The following is a 15,882-nucleotide window of genomic DNA, read 5'->3' on the forward strand; positions in this document are numbered from 1 at the left end:
GTGGAGGGGTAGGTGATCATGATGCAGGACAGGGCGTCCTTGTGCAGCTCGATCTTGGCGGTCAGGTCCGCGTGGTCGATCGTGCCGTCGGAGGCGGTGGCCACGACCACGACCTTCATGCCCGCCAGCACGGCGGAGGCCGCGTTCGTGCCGTGCGCGGACGCCGGGATCAGGCAGACGGTGCGCTGCTCATCACCACGGGAGAGGTGGTAGCCGCGGATCGCCAGCAGCCCGGCGAGCTCGCCCTGGGAACCGGCGTTGGGCTGGATGGAGACCTGGTCGTAGCCCGTGATCTCGGTCAGCTGCGCCTCGAGGTCCTCGATCAGTTCACGCCAGCCGGCGGTCTGGGATTCCGGGGCGAAGGGGTGGATCGAGGCGAACTCCGGCCAGGAGATGGCTTCCATCTCGGCCGTGGCGTTCAGCTTCATGGTGCACGAACCCAGCGGGATCATGGTGCGGTCCAGGGCCAGGTCGCGGTCCGAGAGGCGGCGGATATAGCGCAGCAGCTGGGTCTCGGAGCGGTGGGTGTTGAAGACCGGGTGCTGGAGGTAGTCGGAGGTGCGCTCCACGGCGGGGTCCAGGCCAAAGCCTTCAGTCGAGTCAGTCACGGACGCGCCGAACGCGGCAATGACGTCGGCGACGACTTCCACGGTCGTGGCCTCGTCGGCGGAGATGCCGACGGTGTCGGCGTCGATGGCGCGCAGGTTGACGCCCTTGGCGTCGGCTGCCGCGATGATCTCAGCTGCCCGGCCCGGCACGGAGACGGTGATGGTGTCGAAGAAGGAGGTGTGCAGCACGTCCAGGCCGGCGGCCTTCAGGGAGGCGGCGATGGTCTTGGCGTGGACGTGGACCGACTCTGCGATTGCCTTCAGCCCGTCCGGGCCGTGGTAGACGGCGTAGAAGGAAGCCACGATGGCCAGCAGGGCCTGGGCGGTGCAGATGTTGGAGGTGGCCTTCTCGCGGCGGATGTGCTGCTCACGGGTCTGCAGGGCCAGGCGGTAGGCCGGGACGCCGGCGGAGTCCTTGGAGACACCCACGAGGCGGCCGGGCATGGAGCGCTCGAGCCCCTTCTGCACGGCCATGTAGGCCGCGTGCGGGCCGCCGAAGAACAGCGGCACGCCGAAGCGCTGGGCGGAGCCGACGGCGATGTCCGCGCCCTGCTCGCCCGGAGGAGTAATCAAGGTCAGGGACAACAAATCCGCCGCCACGGTGACCAGGGCACCGCGTTCCTTGGCCTCGGCGATCACGGCGGTGTGGTCGAACACGCGGCCGGAGACGCCCGGCTGCTGCAGCACGACGCCGTTGATGACGCCCTCGGGCAGGCCCTTGGAGAGGTCGGCGACCTCGACTTCGAAGCCGAGCGCCTCGGCGCGGCCCTTGACGATCGCGATGGTCTGCGGCAGGCAGTCGGCGTCCAGGACGGTCTTGCCGTCGTGGGCGGCCTTGTTCTTGTTGGCGCGGCGCATCATCAGCACGGCCTCGGCGACGGCGGTGGCTTCGTCCAGCAGGGAGGCGTTGGCGATCGGCAGGCCGACGAGGTCCTGGACCATGGTCTGGAAGTTCAGCAGCGCCTCGAGCCGGCCCTGGGAGATCTCCGGCTGGTAGGGCGTGTATGCGGTGTACCAGGCCGGGGCCTCGAGGATGTTGCGGCGGATCACCGGCGGGGTGAGGGTGTCGTAGTAGCCCTGGCCGATCATCTGCACGGCGGTCTTGTTCTTCGACGCCAGCTTGCGCAGCTCGGCGAGGACTTCGACCTCGCTCAGGGCCGCGGCGAGCGCGAGGTCGGCGTCCTGACGGATGTCCTTCGGAACGGCGGTGTCCACCAGGGCGTCGACGGTGTCGTAGCCGACAGCCTTCAGCATGGCGTCGACGTCGGCCTGGCGGCGCGCGCCGATGTGCCGGTCAACGAAGGACGTGGAGGCTGGGGTAACAGTCACAAGGAACTCCATAACTCAGGCGGCGCAGGGTACGCCACATTGATTCGGGTTCCTCCCCGCTCTGTATTGGACCTGAGAGTTTCCGCGCAGCCTGCGTTTCAAGGCTCCGCTTGCACCGTCGGTGAGCACAACATGTCCGGGACACGCCTGCTACTTTCCAGAGATGCCTTGCCGCGGCGGTACGTGGGCCTGAGAGATTCCTGGGGAGGGTTTGCTCCTACGGCGCCTGCTTGTACCTACTTGCAGGACTCTCCCGCCGCAGATCAAAGGCGTATTCAATTGGGGGTGACAACAGTCACAGATCTCATTGTCCTATGCCGGGCGCGCGTCCGCAAACTCCCTCCCGGCGGCGGACCCAGGTTACGGCCGCCGAGCTGCCCGCCGGGAAGTCCGGCGGCCTGAATTCGCCGGAAACGTCCGGGGTCGCCGCAACTTTCCGGCGACCCCGGAGGCTTCCGGCGACTTCGGCGGGGGTGGTCGGCGGGGGTGGCCGGCGGCGGCGGGGTGGGCGTCAGCCGCGCAGGCGCTCGACGGCGGCCAGCAGGCCCTGGACGTCCGCCTCGACTTCCGGCAGGGGCCCGCCGGGGCCCCGGGTCAGCATCGCGTTGAAGTACAGCCCGTCCCCCATATACAGGACGGCCTTCGCCATGGCGGGCCCGACGTCGGCGGCCAGCAGTTCGAGCCAGCTCGCCTGGCCGGCGGCGAAGCGGCGGAGGGTTTCCCCGTGTGCCACCTCGGCGAGCCGCGTGGCCGCCACGAAGACCCGGTCCATGGGCGTGTCCGCCCACACCGAGGACTTGATGAAGTATGCCGCCGCCCCCTCGGGGGCTGCCGCCATGGCCGCGACATCCGCGGCCAGAAGCCGGTCCAGCCGTTCCAGCAGGACCGCGATCATCGCCTCCTTGGTCGGGAAGTGGTAGAGCAGGCCGCCCTTGGAGACGCCGGCCCGCCGCGCGACGGCGTCGAGCGTCGCGGCGCGTTCGCCGACTTCGATGAGCAGGGATTCGAAGGCATCGAGTACGGCCTCGCGGGCGACGGGTTTCCTGGGCATGCCTCCCATCATGCCTGCCCGGCCGCGCATTTCTTAACTGTACCGTCCAGACGGTATAGTTACACTCATGAGCATCACATCGATCACCGCAGCCACCAGCACTCCGGCGACCACCGCCCCCCGGGCACCGTGGCGTGACTGGGTGGCCCTGGCCCTGCTGATGTTCCCCGTCCTGCTCGTGGCCGTGGACAACACCGCGCTCACGTTCGCCCTGCCGGCCATCGCCAGCAGCCTGACCGCTTCCGGCGTCGAACTGCTCTGGATCGTCGACGCCTATCCCCTGGTCCTGGCCGGACTCCTGGTTGCGATGGGCTCCCTGGGCGACAGGATCGGCCGGCGCCGGCTGCTTTTCGTCGGCAGCGCGGGTTTCGCCGCGGTGTCGGCCGTGACGGCGTTCGCGCCGAGCGCCGAATGGCTGATCGCCGGCCGCGCCGGGCTTGGCCTGTTCGGCGCCATGCTCATGCCGTCCACGCTGTCGCTGATCCGGAACATCTTTCCCCAGCCCAACCGGCGCAGGCTGGCCGTGGCGATCTGGGCCGCCGGCTTCTCCGGCGGCGCCGCCCTCGGCCCGATTGCCGGCGGCTGGCTGGTGGAACACTTCTGGTGGGGCGCCGTCCTGCTGGTCGCGGTGCCGATCATCCTGCCCCTGCTGCTGCTCGGTCCGGCGCTGATCCCGGAATCCCGCGACCCGCAGCCGGGCCGGGTGGACGTGCCCAGCATTGCCCTGTCCCTGCTGGTCATGGTGCCGGTGGTCTACGGGATCAAGTCCCTCGCCACCCACGGGCCTGCTCCCGAGGCCTTCGCGAGCATCGGAACCGGCCTGCTTATGGGGTATGTGTTCATCCGGCGGCAGCGCAGCCTGGCCAGAGGCCACAGTACAGACCGCAGTACAGACCGCAGGACAGACCAGAGCACCGCGCCGATGCTCGATGTCAGCCTGTTTGGCAACCGGATCTTCAGTACGGCCATCGTGGCCAACGTCCTGGCACTGTTCTCCTTCAATGGCTTCATTCTCTTCCTGGCCCAGCACCTGCAGCTGCTGGAAGGCCAGTCCCCCTCGGCGTCCGGCGTCGCCATGATCCCGGCCCTCATCGCCACAGTCGTGGCGGGGCTGCTCGTGGTCCCGCTGGTGCGCAAGGTGCGGCCCGGCTTTGTGGTGGCCGGCGGCCTGCTGCTGAGCGCGACGGGCTATTTCCTGGTGGCATTCGGCGACCACAGCCGGGGCCCGTCGCTGCTCCTTGCCGCCCTGCTGGTGCTCTGCCTGGGGGTGGGCGCCGCGGAGACGATCTCCAATGACCTGATCCTGGGCGCCGCGCCCGCGGACAAGTCGGGGGCCGCCGCCGCCATCTCCGAGACCGGCTACGAAGTGGGGTCCCTGCTGGGAACGGCGATCCTCGGCTCAATCCTGACTGCCTCCTACCAGGGCAATCTCCGGCTCCCCGCGGGCGTGTCCGAGCTCGCCCCGGCCGCGGCCACCAGCCAGGCCGGTGAAACCCTGGCCGGCGCTGTGGATCTGGCCCGGATGCTGCCGGCGCCCCTGGCGGAGGCCGTGACGGCGGCCGCGCGCACCGCCTTCGACTCGGGCGTGCACGTCACGGCGTCAATTGCGCTGGTGCTGATGTCCGGGGCCTGCGTCCTGGCCGCCGTCGTCCTACGGTCGGTGCCGAAGGCCAAATAGGGCTCAGCGGCCGCCGTCAGCGTCACGGGTTCCGCCGCTTAAACACGAGCGTCCGGCGCCGGGAGGATACCCGGCGCCGGACGCTCGTGTTTAAGGGGCGGCCTGGTGGGAGCCGGTCCCTACTTGCTGTCCGGAGTAGTCACGCTGGCCGTGGCCCGCATGGTCTCGGCATTCACCATCCAGGCGTACTGCTCAAACTTGGCGATGAACTCGTGCAGCAGATCCGCGGTGGTGGGATCTTCCTCGTCCACTTCGTCATGGACCTTGCGCATGGTGCCGACGGCCGCCTCAAGCGCGGCGACAATCCGCTCGATGGCGTCCTTCGTGTTGATCAGGCCATTCGGGAACTCGGCCAGTGCGGTGGACTTGGAAACCGTGGAGCTTCGGCCGTCCGGGAGGGCGTGCAGGGCACGCATGCGCTCGGCGAGGTCATCCGCGAATCCCCGGGCGGCGTCGATGATTTCATCCAGCTGGAGGTGAAGGTCCCTGAAGTTGGTCCCGACGATGTTCCAGTGTGCCTGCTTGCCCTGAACGTGGAGTTCGATCAGGTCCACCAGGACTGCCTGCAGGTTGGTCGTCAATGTGGGTGATGCTTTCATGAATCCTCCTCGATAGAACCGGTGCCGTGCGGGCCGCGCATGCCATGGCTGGCACCCCGGCCGATGCTTCCGACGCTACCGCAGGGCGGCGCCGGGCCGCGATGCTTCTGGGAGGAATTTCTCGGTCAGCTTACTAAGTTGGCTTACTAACCGTTTTTCGGGCGGCTTAGACGGCCTCGTTGAGGATAGGCCCACGCGGGAACACGGCCCGTGTGATGCCGCCGGAGGTGGATTCGGACAGCTGGGTGAGGTAGTCGTTGCGCCGCCGCGGGGTAATCCTGGACTGGGGCTGGAACGGCTGCTCGGGGTCGTCGGCGTAGTGGGCGCTCAGGCCGTCTCGCATGAGCCGGATGGCCTCCGAACGCTGCTGGGACACCGCTGCGTGCGTAGATCCGAGTTCAGCGGCGAGGTCTTTGACCGTGCGGTCGCCGAAGTAGATCTCCTCCACCACGTAGCGCATCCGTTCCGGGAGGGATTTCACGGCGGCCCGCAGGTACTGGAGCCGTTCGTCCGCGAGCACGGAGTGTTCCGGCGTGAGGGTTTCGGCGGCCAAGGTGTCCACCACGGCTTCGTCGAGGGGCGTCAATGTGCGCGAGGCATCCGCGAGCGCGGCCTCCACAACGCTCTGCTGGACGCCCAGGGCAGAGGCGATCTCGTCCACTGTGGGGGTGCGGCCCAGAGCGGACGCCAGTGTTTCCTGCACGGACATGGTTTCCTTGATCCGGCGGCGGGCGGACCGGGTGGCCCAGTCGCTGGCCCGCATCTCGTCCGCGAAGGCGCCAAGGATGCGCCGGCGCGCGAAAGCGCCGAACGGCACCCCGAGGCCTGGATCGAACGAATCGGCCGAGGTAATCAGGGCAATAGCGCCGGCTGACGCCAAGTCATCGCGAGAAAGGTGTGACGCCTTTGAGCACAAATCTGAGACGAGATACCCCACCAGCGGAAGGTGCTGCGTGACCATCTCGTTGCGTTCCACGCGATTCAATACTGTGTCCCCCCATGAGACCGGATCCGAAGGGTCCTCGACCCTTAAAACGCCGAGAGCCGCACCCAAAACCGACCGGTGCTCCCCCCATAGGAGTCAGCGTTCGCAAGTAGGGCGCAGCACCCATGGAGGAAACCTATCACCTGTTCCAAGATCTGCGTGTACCCTCAGGGAAAAGCTGTGCGAAAAATGCGGTGACCGCCCCGAAGCTGTGATTCACAGGGCGGAAAGAGAATGGGGCACATGAGCGCAAGTGATCTCTCCGCGGCACTGTGGCAGGAGCGGCGGCAGCTGGAGCTACTCCTCTTCAGGCTGGAAACGCAGCGTCTGCACGTCGTGGCAGGGAATCTGGAATGGCTGAACTTCATGGCCTCCGAGATTGAAACGGTGCTGGACCGCCTGCGCTTCGAAGCCCTGGCCCGCAGCGTCGAATCTGCTGCCGTGGCGGCCCAATGGGGCTTACCGGCACAGACCACGCTCGTCGAACTGATTGCGGCCGCGCCCGCCGGGCCCTGGCCCGAGATCCTGCGCGAGCATCTGGACGCCCTGCACGCACTCTTGACCCGGCTGGGTGAGGCTTCCAGCGTGAACGAGGAGGCGCTGCGGAGCCTCCCGATGCCGGGACGCCCCGGCCCGGCGGGCACGGCCGGGCTGCTGGACCAGTTGACCACGGGCGGAAACCTGGAGCGGTCCCTGGCCGTGGTCCGGCGTTCGGCCCAGCCGCTCCTGGCCCAGTATCTCGGCGGGGACCACGTCTGATCCGGAGCGGTCCTCAGCCGTCGGCGGGAGTTGCGCGCGGCGGCATGAGTCCGCGCAGCGCCTCCTCGGCGTCCGGGCCCGCTTCCGCCGCCGCGAGGTTCGCCGCCGCGATGGCTTCGATGACTTCCCGGCGCTGGATCGGCACACCCCGAGGCGCCTCAATGCCTATCCGAACACCGTCGCCGCGGCCTTCCAGAACAGTGATGACGATGCCGTCGCCGATCATGATCTGTTCGCCCGGCTTGCGTGTAAGTACCAGCATCTTCTCAATCTACCCTTCAGCCCGGGGAGCATCGTACGATTCCCGCCGGTTCTGCCATGTCGGTTCCGGCCCGGCGGGGCGCCCGTCGATCCAGCCCACGGGCAGCGCCAGCTCGTTGACGCTTTCAGGTGACCCGGTCTCGGACGCGCCCACTACCGCCACAGCGGTCACGTTGAGCTGGGCGGAGAGCACGCCGACCCAGCGCGCCGTGTCTTCGTGCTTGCGTCCGGCGTCGACTACTACCCAGACCTGGTCGGCGGAGAGCGCCGCCACTGACTGCACGCGGGCCAGGGCGTTGCGGGCTTTGCCCAGTCCGAACGCGACCAGGACGGTGCGCTCCGTCACCACGGCGTGGGCGCGCGCGGCCGTGGCGCTTTGACGTCCGTCGACGTGCAGGTGGCCATAGGCGGAGAGCTCGCCGGCGGTCCGCACATCGGCACCCCCGGACGCCATGGACATGGCCAGGGCGGCATCCATCGCGTCCTCCCCCAACCCGACCAGGACCACGAGATCGCCGACGCCGGTCAGCGGAGCCGGAACCGGGGCATCCGCAGCCCTGCCCCGCCCGGTGGCGGGCGCCGGTTCCGCCGAGTTGCGGTCGGCGGGGGCCGGGTGCACGGGGCTCCCGACGGCGGCCTGCCCGGCAGCCGGCGCCGGTTCCGCCGGGGTCCGGAGCCCGGCGCCGAGCTGTTCCAGCAGCTCGGCGAAATCCGGCGATTCGGTGGATACACCGGCAGGAGCGGGCCGGTGCAGGCTCCGCTCAGCGGCGTCCGCTTCTTCCAGGAGTGCGGCGATGGCGGCGCCCTGCAGGTTATGGGACGCGGCGGCGGGCCGTGCCGGCCCGCCGGCGAGGCCCGTCGGCGCTGAGCTCCGTGCCGCCGGCGGGGCTGCCGGCGGGGCCGATGCTGCCGCCGCGGCTCCGGCGTCGTACTTCCCGGCGGGGGTCCCGCCGCCCGTAACCGTGCCCGCGGACGCCGCTCCGGCGGCTGTCTCCCGGGCGGGACCACCAGTCGCCGGGCCGGAATCGGTCCCGGCCAGGATGTCGGCGTCGGGCACTACCTCGCCGGTGACGACCTCGTGCTTGGACTGGATCTCGATCATGGCCTCGTAGCGGTCCTGGGCGAAGAGTCCGGCGATTCCGGGGCTGCTGACGCGTTCGGCCGACACGATCCGGGCCGCCGGACCGTACAGCTGTTCTGCTTTGCGGCGGATTTCCTCGAGCGAGGCTCCCTTAAGCCGATAGCGGTTCGGCATGGCGCACCACTCCTACTGTTTCGATCCGGACGTTGGCGGAGGTCACCTCACGGTAGGACAACACGGGCACGGATCCCGGCTGCGCGCCGACGAGGCGGTAGATGGCGGGCCGGAGCGCGGGGGCGCAGACGAGCACGGCATGGCGGTTGGCGGCGGCCGCGGCGTCGACGGCGGACCGCACTGAGCGCAGCACGGCGTCGAGCCGTTCCTGGCCCATGACGATCTGGCTGCCGCCCTCGGCCGGCCGCATGTCCTCGAGCATGTGTTGTTCCAGGACGGGGTCGATCATGATGACGTTGAGCACCGGGCCGTCCATGAACTTGGCCGTGAGGGCGGGGCCCAGGGCCTGCCGGGCGGCTTCCACGAGCGATTCCGGATCCGTGGAAATCTTGGCGCGGAGCGTGAGGGCCTCATAGATCCGGGCGAGGTCGTTGATGGGCACCTGCTCATCCAGCAGGCCCTGGAGGACGCGCTGCAGCTCGGCGAGCGAGAGCAGCGCCGGGGTCAGTTCGTCGACGGCGGAGGGGCTCTGCTTGCGCACGCCCTCGGTCAGCACGCGGACGTCCTCGCGGGACAGCAGCCGGGCAGCGTTCGACGCGACGATCGAGGACAGGTGGGTGACCAGGACGGAGACCCGGTCGATGACCGTGGCCCCGGTCATTTCGGCGTTGTGGCGCATCTCCCCCGGAATCCATTTCCCGGCGAGCCCAAACACGGGCTCGATCATCGCCGGGCCCGGGAGCGAGTCCAGATTCTCGCCCAGGGCCAGCATCTGGCCGCTGGGGGCAGTGCCGCGGCCGGCTTCCACGCCGGCAATCCGGATGGCGTACGTCGCCGGCGGCAGGTCCACACTGTCCCGGGTGCGCACTGGCGGGATGACCAGACCCAGTTCCATGGCGATCTTGTGCCGCAGGGACCGGACCCGGGCCAGGAGGTCGTCGGAGGCGCCGGAGACCATGTCCACCAGGTCAGGTGCCAGCAGGATCTCCACGGGGTGGATGCGCATGTCTTCCAGCAGCTTCTCGTTGGGATCCTGTTCCGGGAAGTTCAGCGCGGTCGACTCAGCCTCCCGGGCCGTTTCCGCTAGCTGTTGGCTTGCCGCGGTCCGGCGGGAGGCGATGAACAGGCCGGCGCCGACGACGACGAACGGGATCGGCGGCATGCCGGGGATCAGTGCCATGGCGACGGCGGCGACGCCGGCGATCATGAGCGCGTTCGGTGACTGCAGCAGCTGCGTCGAGGCAGTCCGGCCCATGTCCGACTCGGCGTTGGACCGGGTCACGATCATGCCCGTGGAGACGGCCATGAGCAATGCCGGGATCTGGGTGACGAGCCCGTCGCCCATGGTCAGCAGGCCGTACGTGTTCAGGGCGTCGCCGATTTCCAGGCCGCGCTGCACCATGCCGATGGCGATGCCGCCGACGAAGTTGATGATGATAATGATGATGCCCGCGATGGCGTCGCCCTTGACGAACTTCGAGGCGCCGTCCATGGCACCGTAGAAGTCGGCCTCGGCAGAGACTTCGGCGCGCCGCTCCCGGGCCTGGGTGTCCGTGAGGAGTCCGGCGTTGAGGTCGGCGTCGATCGCCATCTGCTTGCCGGGCATGGCGTCGAGGGTGAAGCGCGCGCCCACCTCGGCCACGCGCTCGGCGCCCTTGGTGACCACGACGAACTGGATCACCACGAGGATGAGGAACACGACGGCGCCGATGATCATAGAGCCGCCGACCGTCACCTTGCCGAAGGCTTCAATGACCTGCCCGGCGTAGCCGTTGCCCAGGACCAGTCGGGTGGAAGCGACGTTGAGGCCGAGCCGGAACAGCGTCGCCACCAGCAGCAGGGACGGGAACACCGAGAAGTCCAGCGGCTTTTTGACGAACATGCTGGTCAGCAGGACCAGCAGTGCCAGCAGGATGTTGCAGACGATGAGGAAGTCGAGCAGCGGCGCGGGTACGGGAACCACCAGCAGGAGCACGATCCCCACGATGCCGATGGGCACCACCAGCCGGTTCAGCCTGTTGTTCATGGTGCTGTCCTTTCACAGACGCTGATTCCCGAAGTTTTCGTGCCGTGTTTCCCGCTCTGGTGCCTGCCGCGTTTCATACGGTGGCCAACGTGGTGGCCATGCGGTGCATCCCGGCGGCGGCGCCCCGGGCCTTGAGCGCCATGACGAACGCGAGGACGCCGGCCACCGCCCGGTAGAAGTCCACCGGGATCTCGTCCCCCAGCTCACAGGCCCCGTGGAGGGCCCTGGTCAGCGGGATGTCCTGGACCATGGGCACGTTCTTTTCCTCGGCCTCTTCCCTGATCCTCGCAGCCACGTGGCCGGCGCCCTTGGCCACCACGCGGGGCGCGGACTTGCCGGGCTCGTATTTGAGGGCCACCGCCACGTGCGTCGGGTTGACCAGGACGACGTCGGCGTCCCCGATCGCGGCGATCATGCGGTTGCGGCTCATGGCCATCTGGCGCGCCCGGCGTTGGGACCGGATGAGCGGATCGCCCTCGCTGTTCTTGTTCTCGTCCTGGACTTCCTTCTTGGACATCCGGGTCTTCTTGCGGTTGCGCCGCATGACGACGAAGAAGTCGGCCGCGGCCAGAACGATTCCGGCGGCCACCGCGAACTGGACCAGGGCGGCTATCCCGCCGGCGGCGGCCTGCACCACCCCGGCGACGGGCAGTCCTCCGGCGGTCAGCAGCACCGGAACCAGTCCCTGCACGACGGTGTAGAGCACCAGCCCCACGACGCTTGCCTTGAGCAGCGCCTTGAGCCCGCCCCACACGGCCTGGGCGCCGAACAGCCGCTTGATCCCGCCGAGCAGGTTGAAGTGTTCGAATTCGAGCCTGAATTTCTTCAGGTGCACGCCGCCCTGGAGGGCCGAGCCGGCGAGGACGGCCAGGAACACGACGATCAGCAGGGGTCCAACGATCCCGGCAATGGACGCGAAGCCGGCTTCCAGCGCCCGGACGGCTTTGCCGGGGTCGGGGGCGGACACGATCCCGCGGATGCTGAAGAGCTGGTCTGTGGCGGCGTTGGCGGCCCGGTCCACCGTGCTGGGCAGCATCAGCGCCGCGGCGCCGACGCCAAGCCAGGCGGTGAGGTCCTGGGAACGGGACAGCTGGCCCTTGGAGCGGACCTCCCGCATCCGTTTCTCGGTGGCTTGCTCGGTCTTTTCCTGTGAATCCGCCATCAGCCCACCCCCAGCACGGCTTTGGCCGCCTGCCCGGCGAGGCTGGAAACGATCCGCGGCAGGGCCAGGAACATGAAGCCGGCCAGCGTCAGGGTGAGCAGGATCTTCAGCGGGAAGCCGAGGGAGAAGGCGTTCAGGGCCGGCGCCACGCGGGTCAGCAGGCCGAGCCCGACGTCGGCAAGGAACAGGACCACCAGGAGGGGGCCGGCGATCTGCACGGCGGCGAGGAACATGCCGGACACTGCCGCGATCATGGCCTGTACCGGCTGGGAAAGGTCGATCCCCCCGGCCAGCGGCAGGGCGGCAAAGCTGCCGGTGAGGCCGGTGATGACCAGCTGGTAGCCGTCGGAGGCGAAGAGCAGGGCCAGCGCCGCCATCTGCAGGAGCCGGGTGAACTGTGCACCGTTGACCATCATTTGGGGGTCGTAGGCCTGGGCCATCTGAAACCCGCTGAACAGGTCGATCAGGCTGCCGGCGGACTGGATGGCGGAGAAGACGACGAGGACCAGGAAGCCCAGGACCAGCCCGGTGACCAGTTCCAGGACCACACCGGTGAGGAACCCGGCGGTGTCCCGGGGTGTGTAGCCGCCGGCCAGGCGCTGCGTCACCGCCAGGCCCAGGCCCAGGCCCAGCATGGCCTTGACGCGCCCGGGAATGGCATGGTGCGAGAAGGGCGGTGCCACGACCAGGAAGGCGGTCATCCGGACCGTGGCCAGCAGCAGGACTTCAAGCCAGGCCGGGTCGATCGGGATGCCCACCTCACAGGCCTCCGAGCAGGGACGGAATCTTCGCGAAGAGGTCGTTGGTGAAGGCGACCATCTCCGAAATCATCCAGTGTCCGCAGACAATCAGGGCCACGGCCACCGCGGCCGCCTTCGGCACGAAGGACAGGGTCGCTTCCTGCAGCTGCGTGATGGACTGCAGCAGGGAGATGGCCAGGCCCACCACCAGCGCCGTGACCAGTACGGGGGCGGAGAGTTTGGCGGCCACGATCATGGCCTGGAGGCAGATGTCCAGGACCGCGTTGGCGTTCATCCCGAACCCGCATAGCTCTGGACGAGCGCGGTGATGATCAGGCCCCAGCCGTCGACGAGCACGAAGAGCAGGATTTTGAAGGGCAGCGAGATCATGACCGGCGGGAGCATCATCATGCCCATGGACATCAGGGCCGCGGACACCACGAGGTCGATCACGAGGAACGGGATGAAGATGACGAAGCCGATGATGAACGCGGCGCGGAGTTCGGAGATCATGAACGCCGGGATGAGGGTCTGCAGCGGGACGGTCTCAGGAGTGGCCGGGTTCTCGGCTCCGGCGGCGCGGGACATCAGGGCGATGTCCTCCTCGCGCGTGTGGGCGAGCATGAAGTGCTGCAACGGACCCGACGCGGCGCTGACCGCCCCGTTGAAGTCCAGTGTGCCGTTGAGGTAGGGCTGGATGCCGAGGGTGTTCATCTCGTTGATGACGGGCCACATCACAAAGATCGAGAGGAACAGGGCCAGCCCGGCCAGGACCTGGTTCGGCGGGATGGAGGGCAGGGACAGCGCGTTGCGGGTCATTGCCAGGACCACAAAGATCTTGGTGAAAGACGTCATCATCAGCAGCAGCGAGGGCGCAACGGCCAGGAGCGTGATGCCGATCAGGGTCAGGACGGCGGTGGAAGGTTTCCCGTCCATCCCGTTGATCTGGATGTTGACGTTCCCGCCCTCGGGAGTGGCGGGGTCGGTCGGCGGCACCGGCGCAACAGGGTCGATGGGTGCGGCGTGGCCTGCCGAGGCATTGAGCCACAGCAGGAGGACGGCAAAGAGCACGGCGGCGAGCCCCAGGGCCAGGAGCCTGAGGGGCTTTGCGCCAGCCGTTCGCGCGCGGGTGGTGCCGGTGGGGAGCGGGAAGATCAATTGCGGCGTCCGCTCCTGAGCGCGGCGGCAGCCTGCTTCCAGGTGGAGCCGGCCAGGATGGAGCCGTGCAGCGGCGGATGGCCCGCAGCGCCGCCGGCGCTGCCACGGCCGGCGTGGCCGCGGGCCGGGGGGTTCCGGTGAAGGGAGCTGCGGCGGGACGGCGGCAGATCCCGGACACCGTCCGGGCCGTCGGCGAAATCGGCGGCGAAGTCGTCGGCGTCGTCCGAACCGTCGATGGCGGCCCTGGCCTGGCCGCTGAAGTGGTTGCCGGCGAGCGGGCTGGCGTCAGCGAGGAGCCGGGCGAAATCCCCGAGGCCGCGGCTGGTGCCGGGGACGGGGACTTCTTCGGGTTCGGGCGGGATGTCCCCGGTGTGCAGGACGTTGACGGCGTGCTCGGTGACGCCCAGGAGGAAGCGCTGCCCGGCGGCGTCGACCACCACCACGGAGGCTTTTTGTCCCAGGCTCTGCCGGCTGACGATGGTCAAGGCGCGGTCAGCCCGGCGCCGTCCGGTGCCCTTGCCCAGCCGGTGCTGCAGGAACCACATGAGGCCAAGCACCGCGCCCAGGGCCACGACTACCCGCAGCCCGAGGATCAGTGCATCCATTCAGCTGAGCCCCTCGGCGACGTCGAGGATCCGGGTGATCCGCACCGCGTAGTCCTGGTCGAGGACCACAACTTCGCCGTGCGCGATCAGGCGGCCGTTGAGCAGGACATCGGCCGGGGCACCGGCGGAGCGGTCCAGTTCGATGATCTTGCCCGGTTCCAGCGACAACACGTCCCGGACCGACATCCGGGTGCGTCCGATCTCCACGGTCAGGGCCATTTCAATGTTGTTGATCCGGCCGAGCCGGCCGGCCACGGTGTCTCCGCCGGCGAACAGGTCTCCGCCGCGTTCCTGGCTGTTGCCGTGCTCGCGGAGCCGGACGGCAAACCAGGCCGCGGCGTTGCTGCCGTCGGAGAGTTCAAAGACGGCCGTGTCGGGATCCGAGAGGAGCCCGGAGACGTCGGATTCACGCAGGTCGGACAGGACACCGGCCCCGAAGACTGAGCTGGCGCTTTCCATCGCGGGGCGCAGTACGTCGGTCACGGAGACGTGTCCCAGCTGGGAGCCTGCGCCGGCGGCCTCGTCAAGGAAGGTGCGGTCGCTGAGCATGAGGGCGAGGTCGGCGGTCACCGCGCCGACGAAGGTCGCCGTGACCGCCTGCCGGGCGTAGGCCGCCGCGGACCGGGCGGGAACCAGGGCGACAACCTTCAGGGCCACCGGGCTCGGCAGCTCCTCGACGAGCCGTTCCGCCGACATTTCGTGCTTGGTCAGGGTGATGCTCATCGTTGGTTCTCCTCGATTGTGACAATTACTGCGGCCGCGCGGGAGCCGTTGCGGGCCGGGGCGGCAGTGGCCAGCCGGGTTCCGTCCAGGGTGAGGTCAAAGGGCCGGTTTTCCAGGTGCGGCAGGGTCAGCACGTCACCGACGGCGAGGCCCAGGACCTGGCTCGGGGTAACGAACGACGTCGAGAGCCGTACCGAGAGTTCCACCGGGACCTGCTCCAGTTGGGCGCTGACGCGGGCGGCCGCGTCTTCGCGGGAGTCGGTCGGGTTGACCTTCTTGAGCCGCCCCAGCAGGATGCCGGCCGGAACGGCCAGGGTGGCGGGGGCGTTGACGTCGCCGACGCTCATGGTGAAGGAGGCGACGATCATCAGTTCGCTGGGTGCGGCGGCCTGGGCGAACTGGGAGTTGTATTGGATGGTGTCCACCCGGACGGCCTCGCTGAGCAGCGGGCCGAGGGAATAGCCGAGGTCTTCGAGGGCCTCGTCCATGAGGCCCTTGATCAGCGCCTGCTCGATCTGGGTGAACTTGCGGTCCGGCATGGGCGAATCGTTGGAGGCGCCGAGCATGCGGTTGACCCAGCCGAGGGCGGCCGGGCCGGGGAACTGCACCACGAGTTTGGAATCGTGGGCCTCCACGGTGCACAGGACCATGGCGGTGACGGCGGGCAGCGAGGCGGCGTACTCGTCGTAGCTGAGCATGCTGACGTCTTCCAGACGCACCACGGACTTGACCCTGACCTTGGCGGTGAGCTGGGTGCCCCACTGGCGGGCGAAGGTTTCGAAGGCGAGCTCCAGCACCCGGCTGTGTTCGCGCGCGAGCGTCGCGGGACGGCGGAAGTCATAGACGCTGACGGTCCGCTCCCGTGCCACTTCCCGCTCATCCAGAACACTCACGGTTGCCACTATCGGCAAGGGACGCCGCGGCGTAAGCATTCTGCCGGAGG

16 protein-coding genes and 2 riboswitches are annotated in these 15,882 nt (G+C 68.7%); of the genes, 2 read left to right on the top strand and 14 right to left on the bottom strand.

What is annotated here, in order from left to right:
- A partial coding sequence (gcvP, locus tag C560_RS0115995) for an aminomethyl-transferring glycine dehydrogenase (RefSeq protein ID WP_197026176.1) occupies nt 1-1,949 on the bottom strand: 1,949 nt, incomplete at its 3' end.
- Between the two features lie 39 nt (nt 1,950-1,988).
- Nucleotides 1,989-2,103, bottom strand: a riboswitch (glycine riboswitch).
- A gap of 1 nt (nt 2,104) precedes the next feature.
- Nucleotides 2,105-2,203: riboswitch (glycine riboswitch) on the bottom strand.
- A gap of 245 nt (nt 2,204-2,448) precedes the next feature.
- Nucleotides 2,449-2,988 carry a TetR/AcrR family transcriptional regulator gene (locus tag C560_RS0116000; protein WP_026266834.1) on the bottom strand — a complete coding sequence of 180 codons (540 nt, stop codon included), beginning with the start codon at nt 2,986-2,988 and terminating at the stop codon, nt 2,449-2,451.
- Nucleotides 2,989-3,055: 67 nt separating this feature from the next.
- Between C560_RS0116000 and C560_RS0116005 the strand changes: the two genes are divergently transcribed.
- Nucleotides 3,056-4,666, top strand: coding sequence for an MFS transporter (locus C560_RS0116005; protein WP_026538954.1), 1,611 nt, complete (start codon nt 3,056-3,058; stop codon nt 4,664-4,666).
- Between the two features lie 119 nt (nt 4,667-4,785).
- On the opposite strand, the gene C560_RS0116010 is transcribed toward C560_RS0116005, so the two are convergent.
- Together C560_RS0116010 and C560_RS0116015 are read right to left on the bottom strand one after the other, a co-directional pair.
- Entirely contained in the window at nt 4,786-5,265 is a 480-nt protein-coding gene (locus C560_RS0116010) for a Dps family protein (RefSeq protein WP_026538955.1), read from the bottom strand.
- 166 nt (nt 5,266-5,431) lie between these two features.
- Nucleotides 5,432-6,250, bottom strand: coding sequence for a sigma-70 family RNA polymerase sigma factor (locus tag C560_RS0116015; protein WP_026538956.1), 819 nt, complete (start codon nt 6,248-6,250; stop codon nt 5,432-5,434).
- 243 nt (nt 6,251-6,493) lie between these two features.
- Between C560_RS0116015 and flgN the strand changes: the two genes are divergently transcribed.
- Nucleotides 6,494-7,009, top strand: a complete 516-nt coding sequence (gene flgN, locus C560_RS22740) for a flagellar export chaperone FlgN (protein WP_051533234.1) — start codon at nt 6,494-6,496, stop codon at nt 7,007-7,009.
- 13 nt (nt 7,010-7,022) lie between these two features.
- Here the strand turns inward: flgN and C560_RS0116025 are convergent, their stop codons facing one another.
- The 10 genes from C560_RS0116025 to C560_RS0116070 all read right to left on the bottom strand — a co-directional run bounded on the left by C560_RS0116025 (nt 7,023) and on the right by C560_RS0116070 (nt 15,832).
- Nucleotides 7,023-7,271 (bottom strand): carbon storage regulator, encoded by a 249-nt coding sequence (locus C560_RS0116025; RefSeq protein WP_026538957.1) that lies wholly within the window; start codon nt 7,269-7,271, stop codon nt 7,023-7,025.
- Nucleotides 7,272-7,280: 9 nt separating this feature from the next.
- Nucleotides 7,281-8,525 carry a hypothetical protein gene (locus C560_RS22745; protein WP_051533235.1) on the bottom strand — a complete coding sequence of 415 codons (1,245 nt, stop codon included), beginning with the start codon at nt 8,523-8,525 and terminating at the stop codon, nt 7,281-7,283.
- Nucleotides 8,503-10,551 carry a flagellar biosynthesis protein FlhA gene (locus tag C560_RS0116035; protein ID WP_026538958.1) on the bottom strand — a complete coding sequence of 683 codons (2,049 nt, stop codon included), beginning with the start codon at nt 10,549-10,551 and terminating at the stop codon, nt 8,503-8,505. The genes C560_RS22745 and C560_RS0116035 overlap by 23 nt, the downstream gene beginning before the upstream one ends.
- 73 nt (nt 10,552-10,624) lie before the next feature.
- The gene (locus C560_RS0116040) at nt 10,625-11,713 is read right to left on the bottom strand and encodes an EscU/YscU/HrcU family type III secretion system export apparatus switch protein (protein WP_026538959.1); all 1,089 of its coding nucleotides are present in this window, start codon (nt 11,711-11,713) and stop codon (nt 10,625-10,627) included.
- Nucleotides 11,713-12,471 carry a flagellar biosynthetic protein FliR gene (locus C560_RS0116045; RefSeq protein WP_018775798.1) on the bottom strand — a complete coding sequence of 253 codons (759 nt, stop codon included), beginning with the start codon at nt 12,469-12,471 and terminating at the stop codon, nt 11,713-11,715. Before C560_RS0116045 ends, C560_RS0116040 begins: the two co-directional genes overlap by 1 nt.
- A 1-nt stretch (nt 12,472) precedes the next feature.
- Complete coding sequence (gene fliQ, locus C560_RS0116050; protein ID WP_018775799.1) at nt 12,473-12,748, bottom strand: flagellar biosynthesis protein FliQ; 276 nt, start codon at nt 12,746-12,748, stop codon at nt 12,473-12,475.
- Nucleotides 12,745-13,611 carry a flagellar type III secretion system pore protein FliP gene (gene fliP / locus C560_RS0116055; protein ID WP_026538960.1) on the bottom strand — a complete coding sequence of 289 codons (867 nt, stop codon included), beginning with the start codon at nt 13,609-13,611 and terminating at the stop codon, nt 12,745-12,747. Before fliP ends, fliQ begins: the two co-directional genes overlap by 4 nt.
- On the bottom strand, nt 13,608-14,216 hold the full coding sequence (fliO, locus tag C560_RS22750) for a flagellar biosynthetic protein FliO (protein ID WP_051533236.1): 609 nt from the start codon (nt 14,214-14,216) through the stop codon (nt 13,608-13,610). The genes fliP and fliO overlap by 4 nt, the downstream gene beginning before the upstream one ends.
- A complete protein-coding gene (fliN, locus tag C560_RS0116065) occupies nt 14,217-14,939 on the bottom strand; it encodes a flagellar motor switch protein FliN (RefSeq protein WP_018775802.1) in 723 nt (240 codons plus the stop codon).
- A complete protein-coding gene (locus C560_RS0116070; protein ID WP_155846934.1) occupies nt 14,936-15,832 on the bottom strand; it encodes a flagellar motor switch protein FliM in 897 nt (298 codons plus the stop codon). The genes fliN and C560_RS0116070 overlap by 4 nt, the downstream gene beginning before the upstream one ends.
- Nucleotides 15,833-15,882 lie beyond the last annotated feature (50 nt).

The organism is Arthrobacter sp. 9MFCol3.1, assembly GCF_000620385.1.
Taxonomy (GTDB): Bacteria; Actinomycetota; Actinomycetes; order Actinomycetales; family Micrococcaceae; genus Arthrobacter.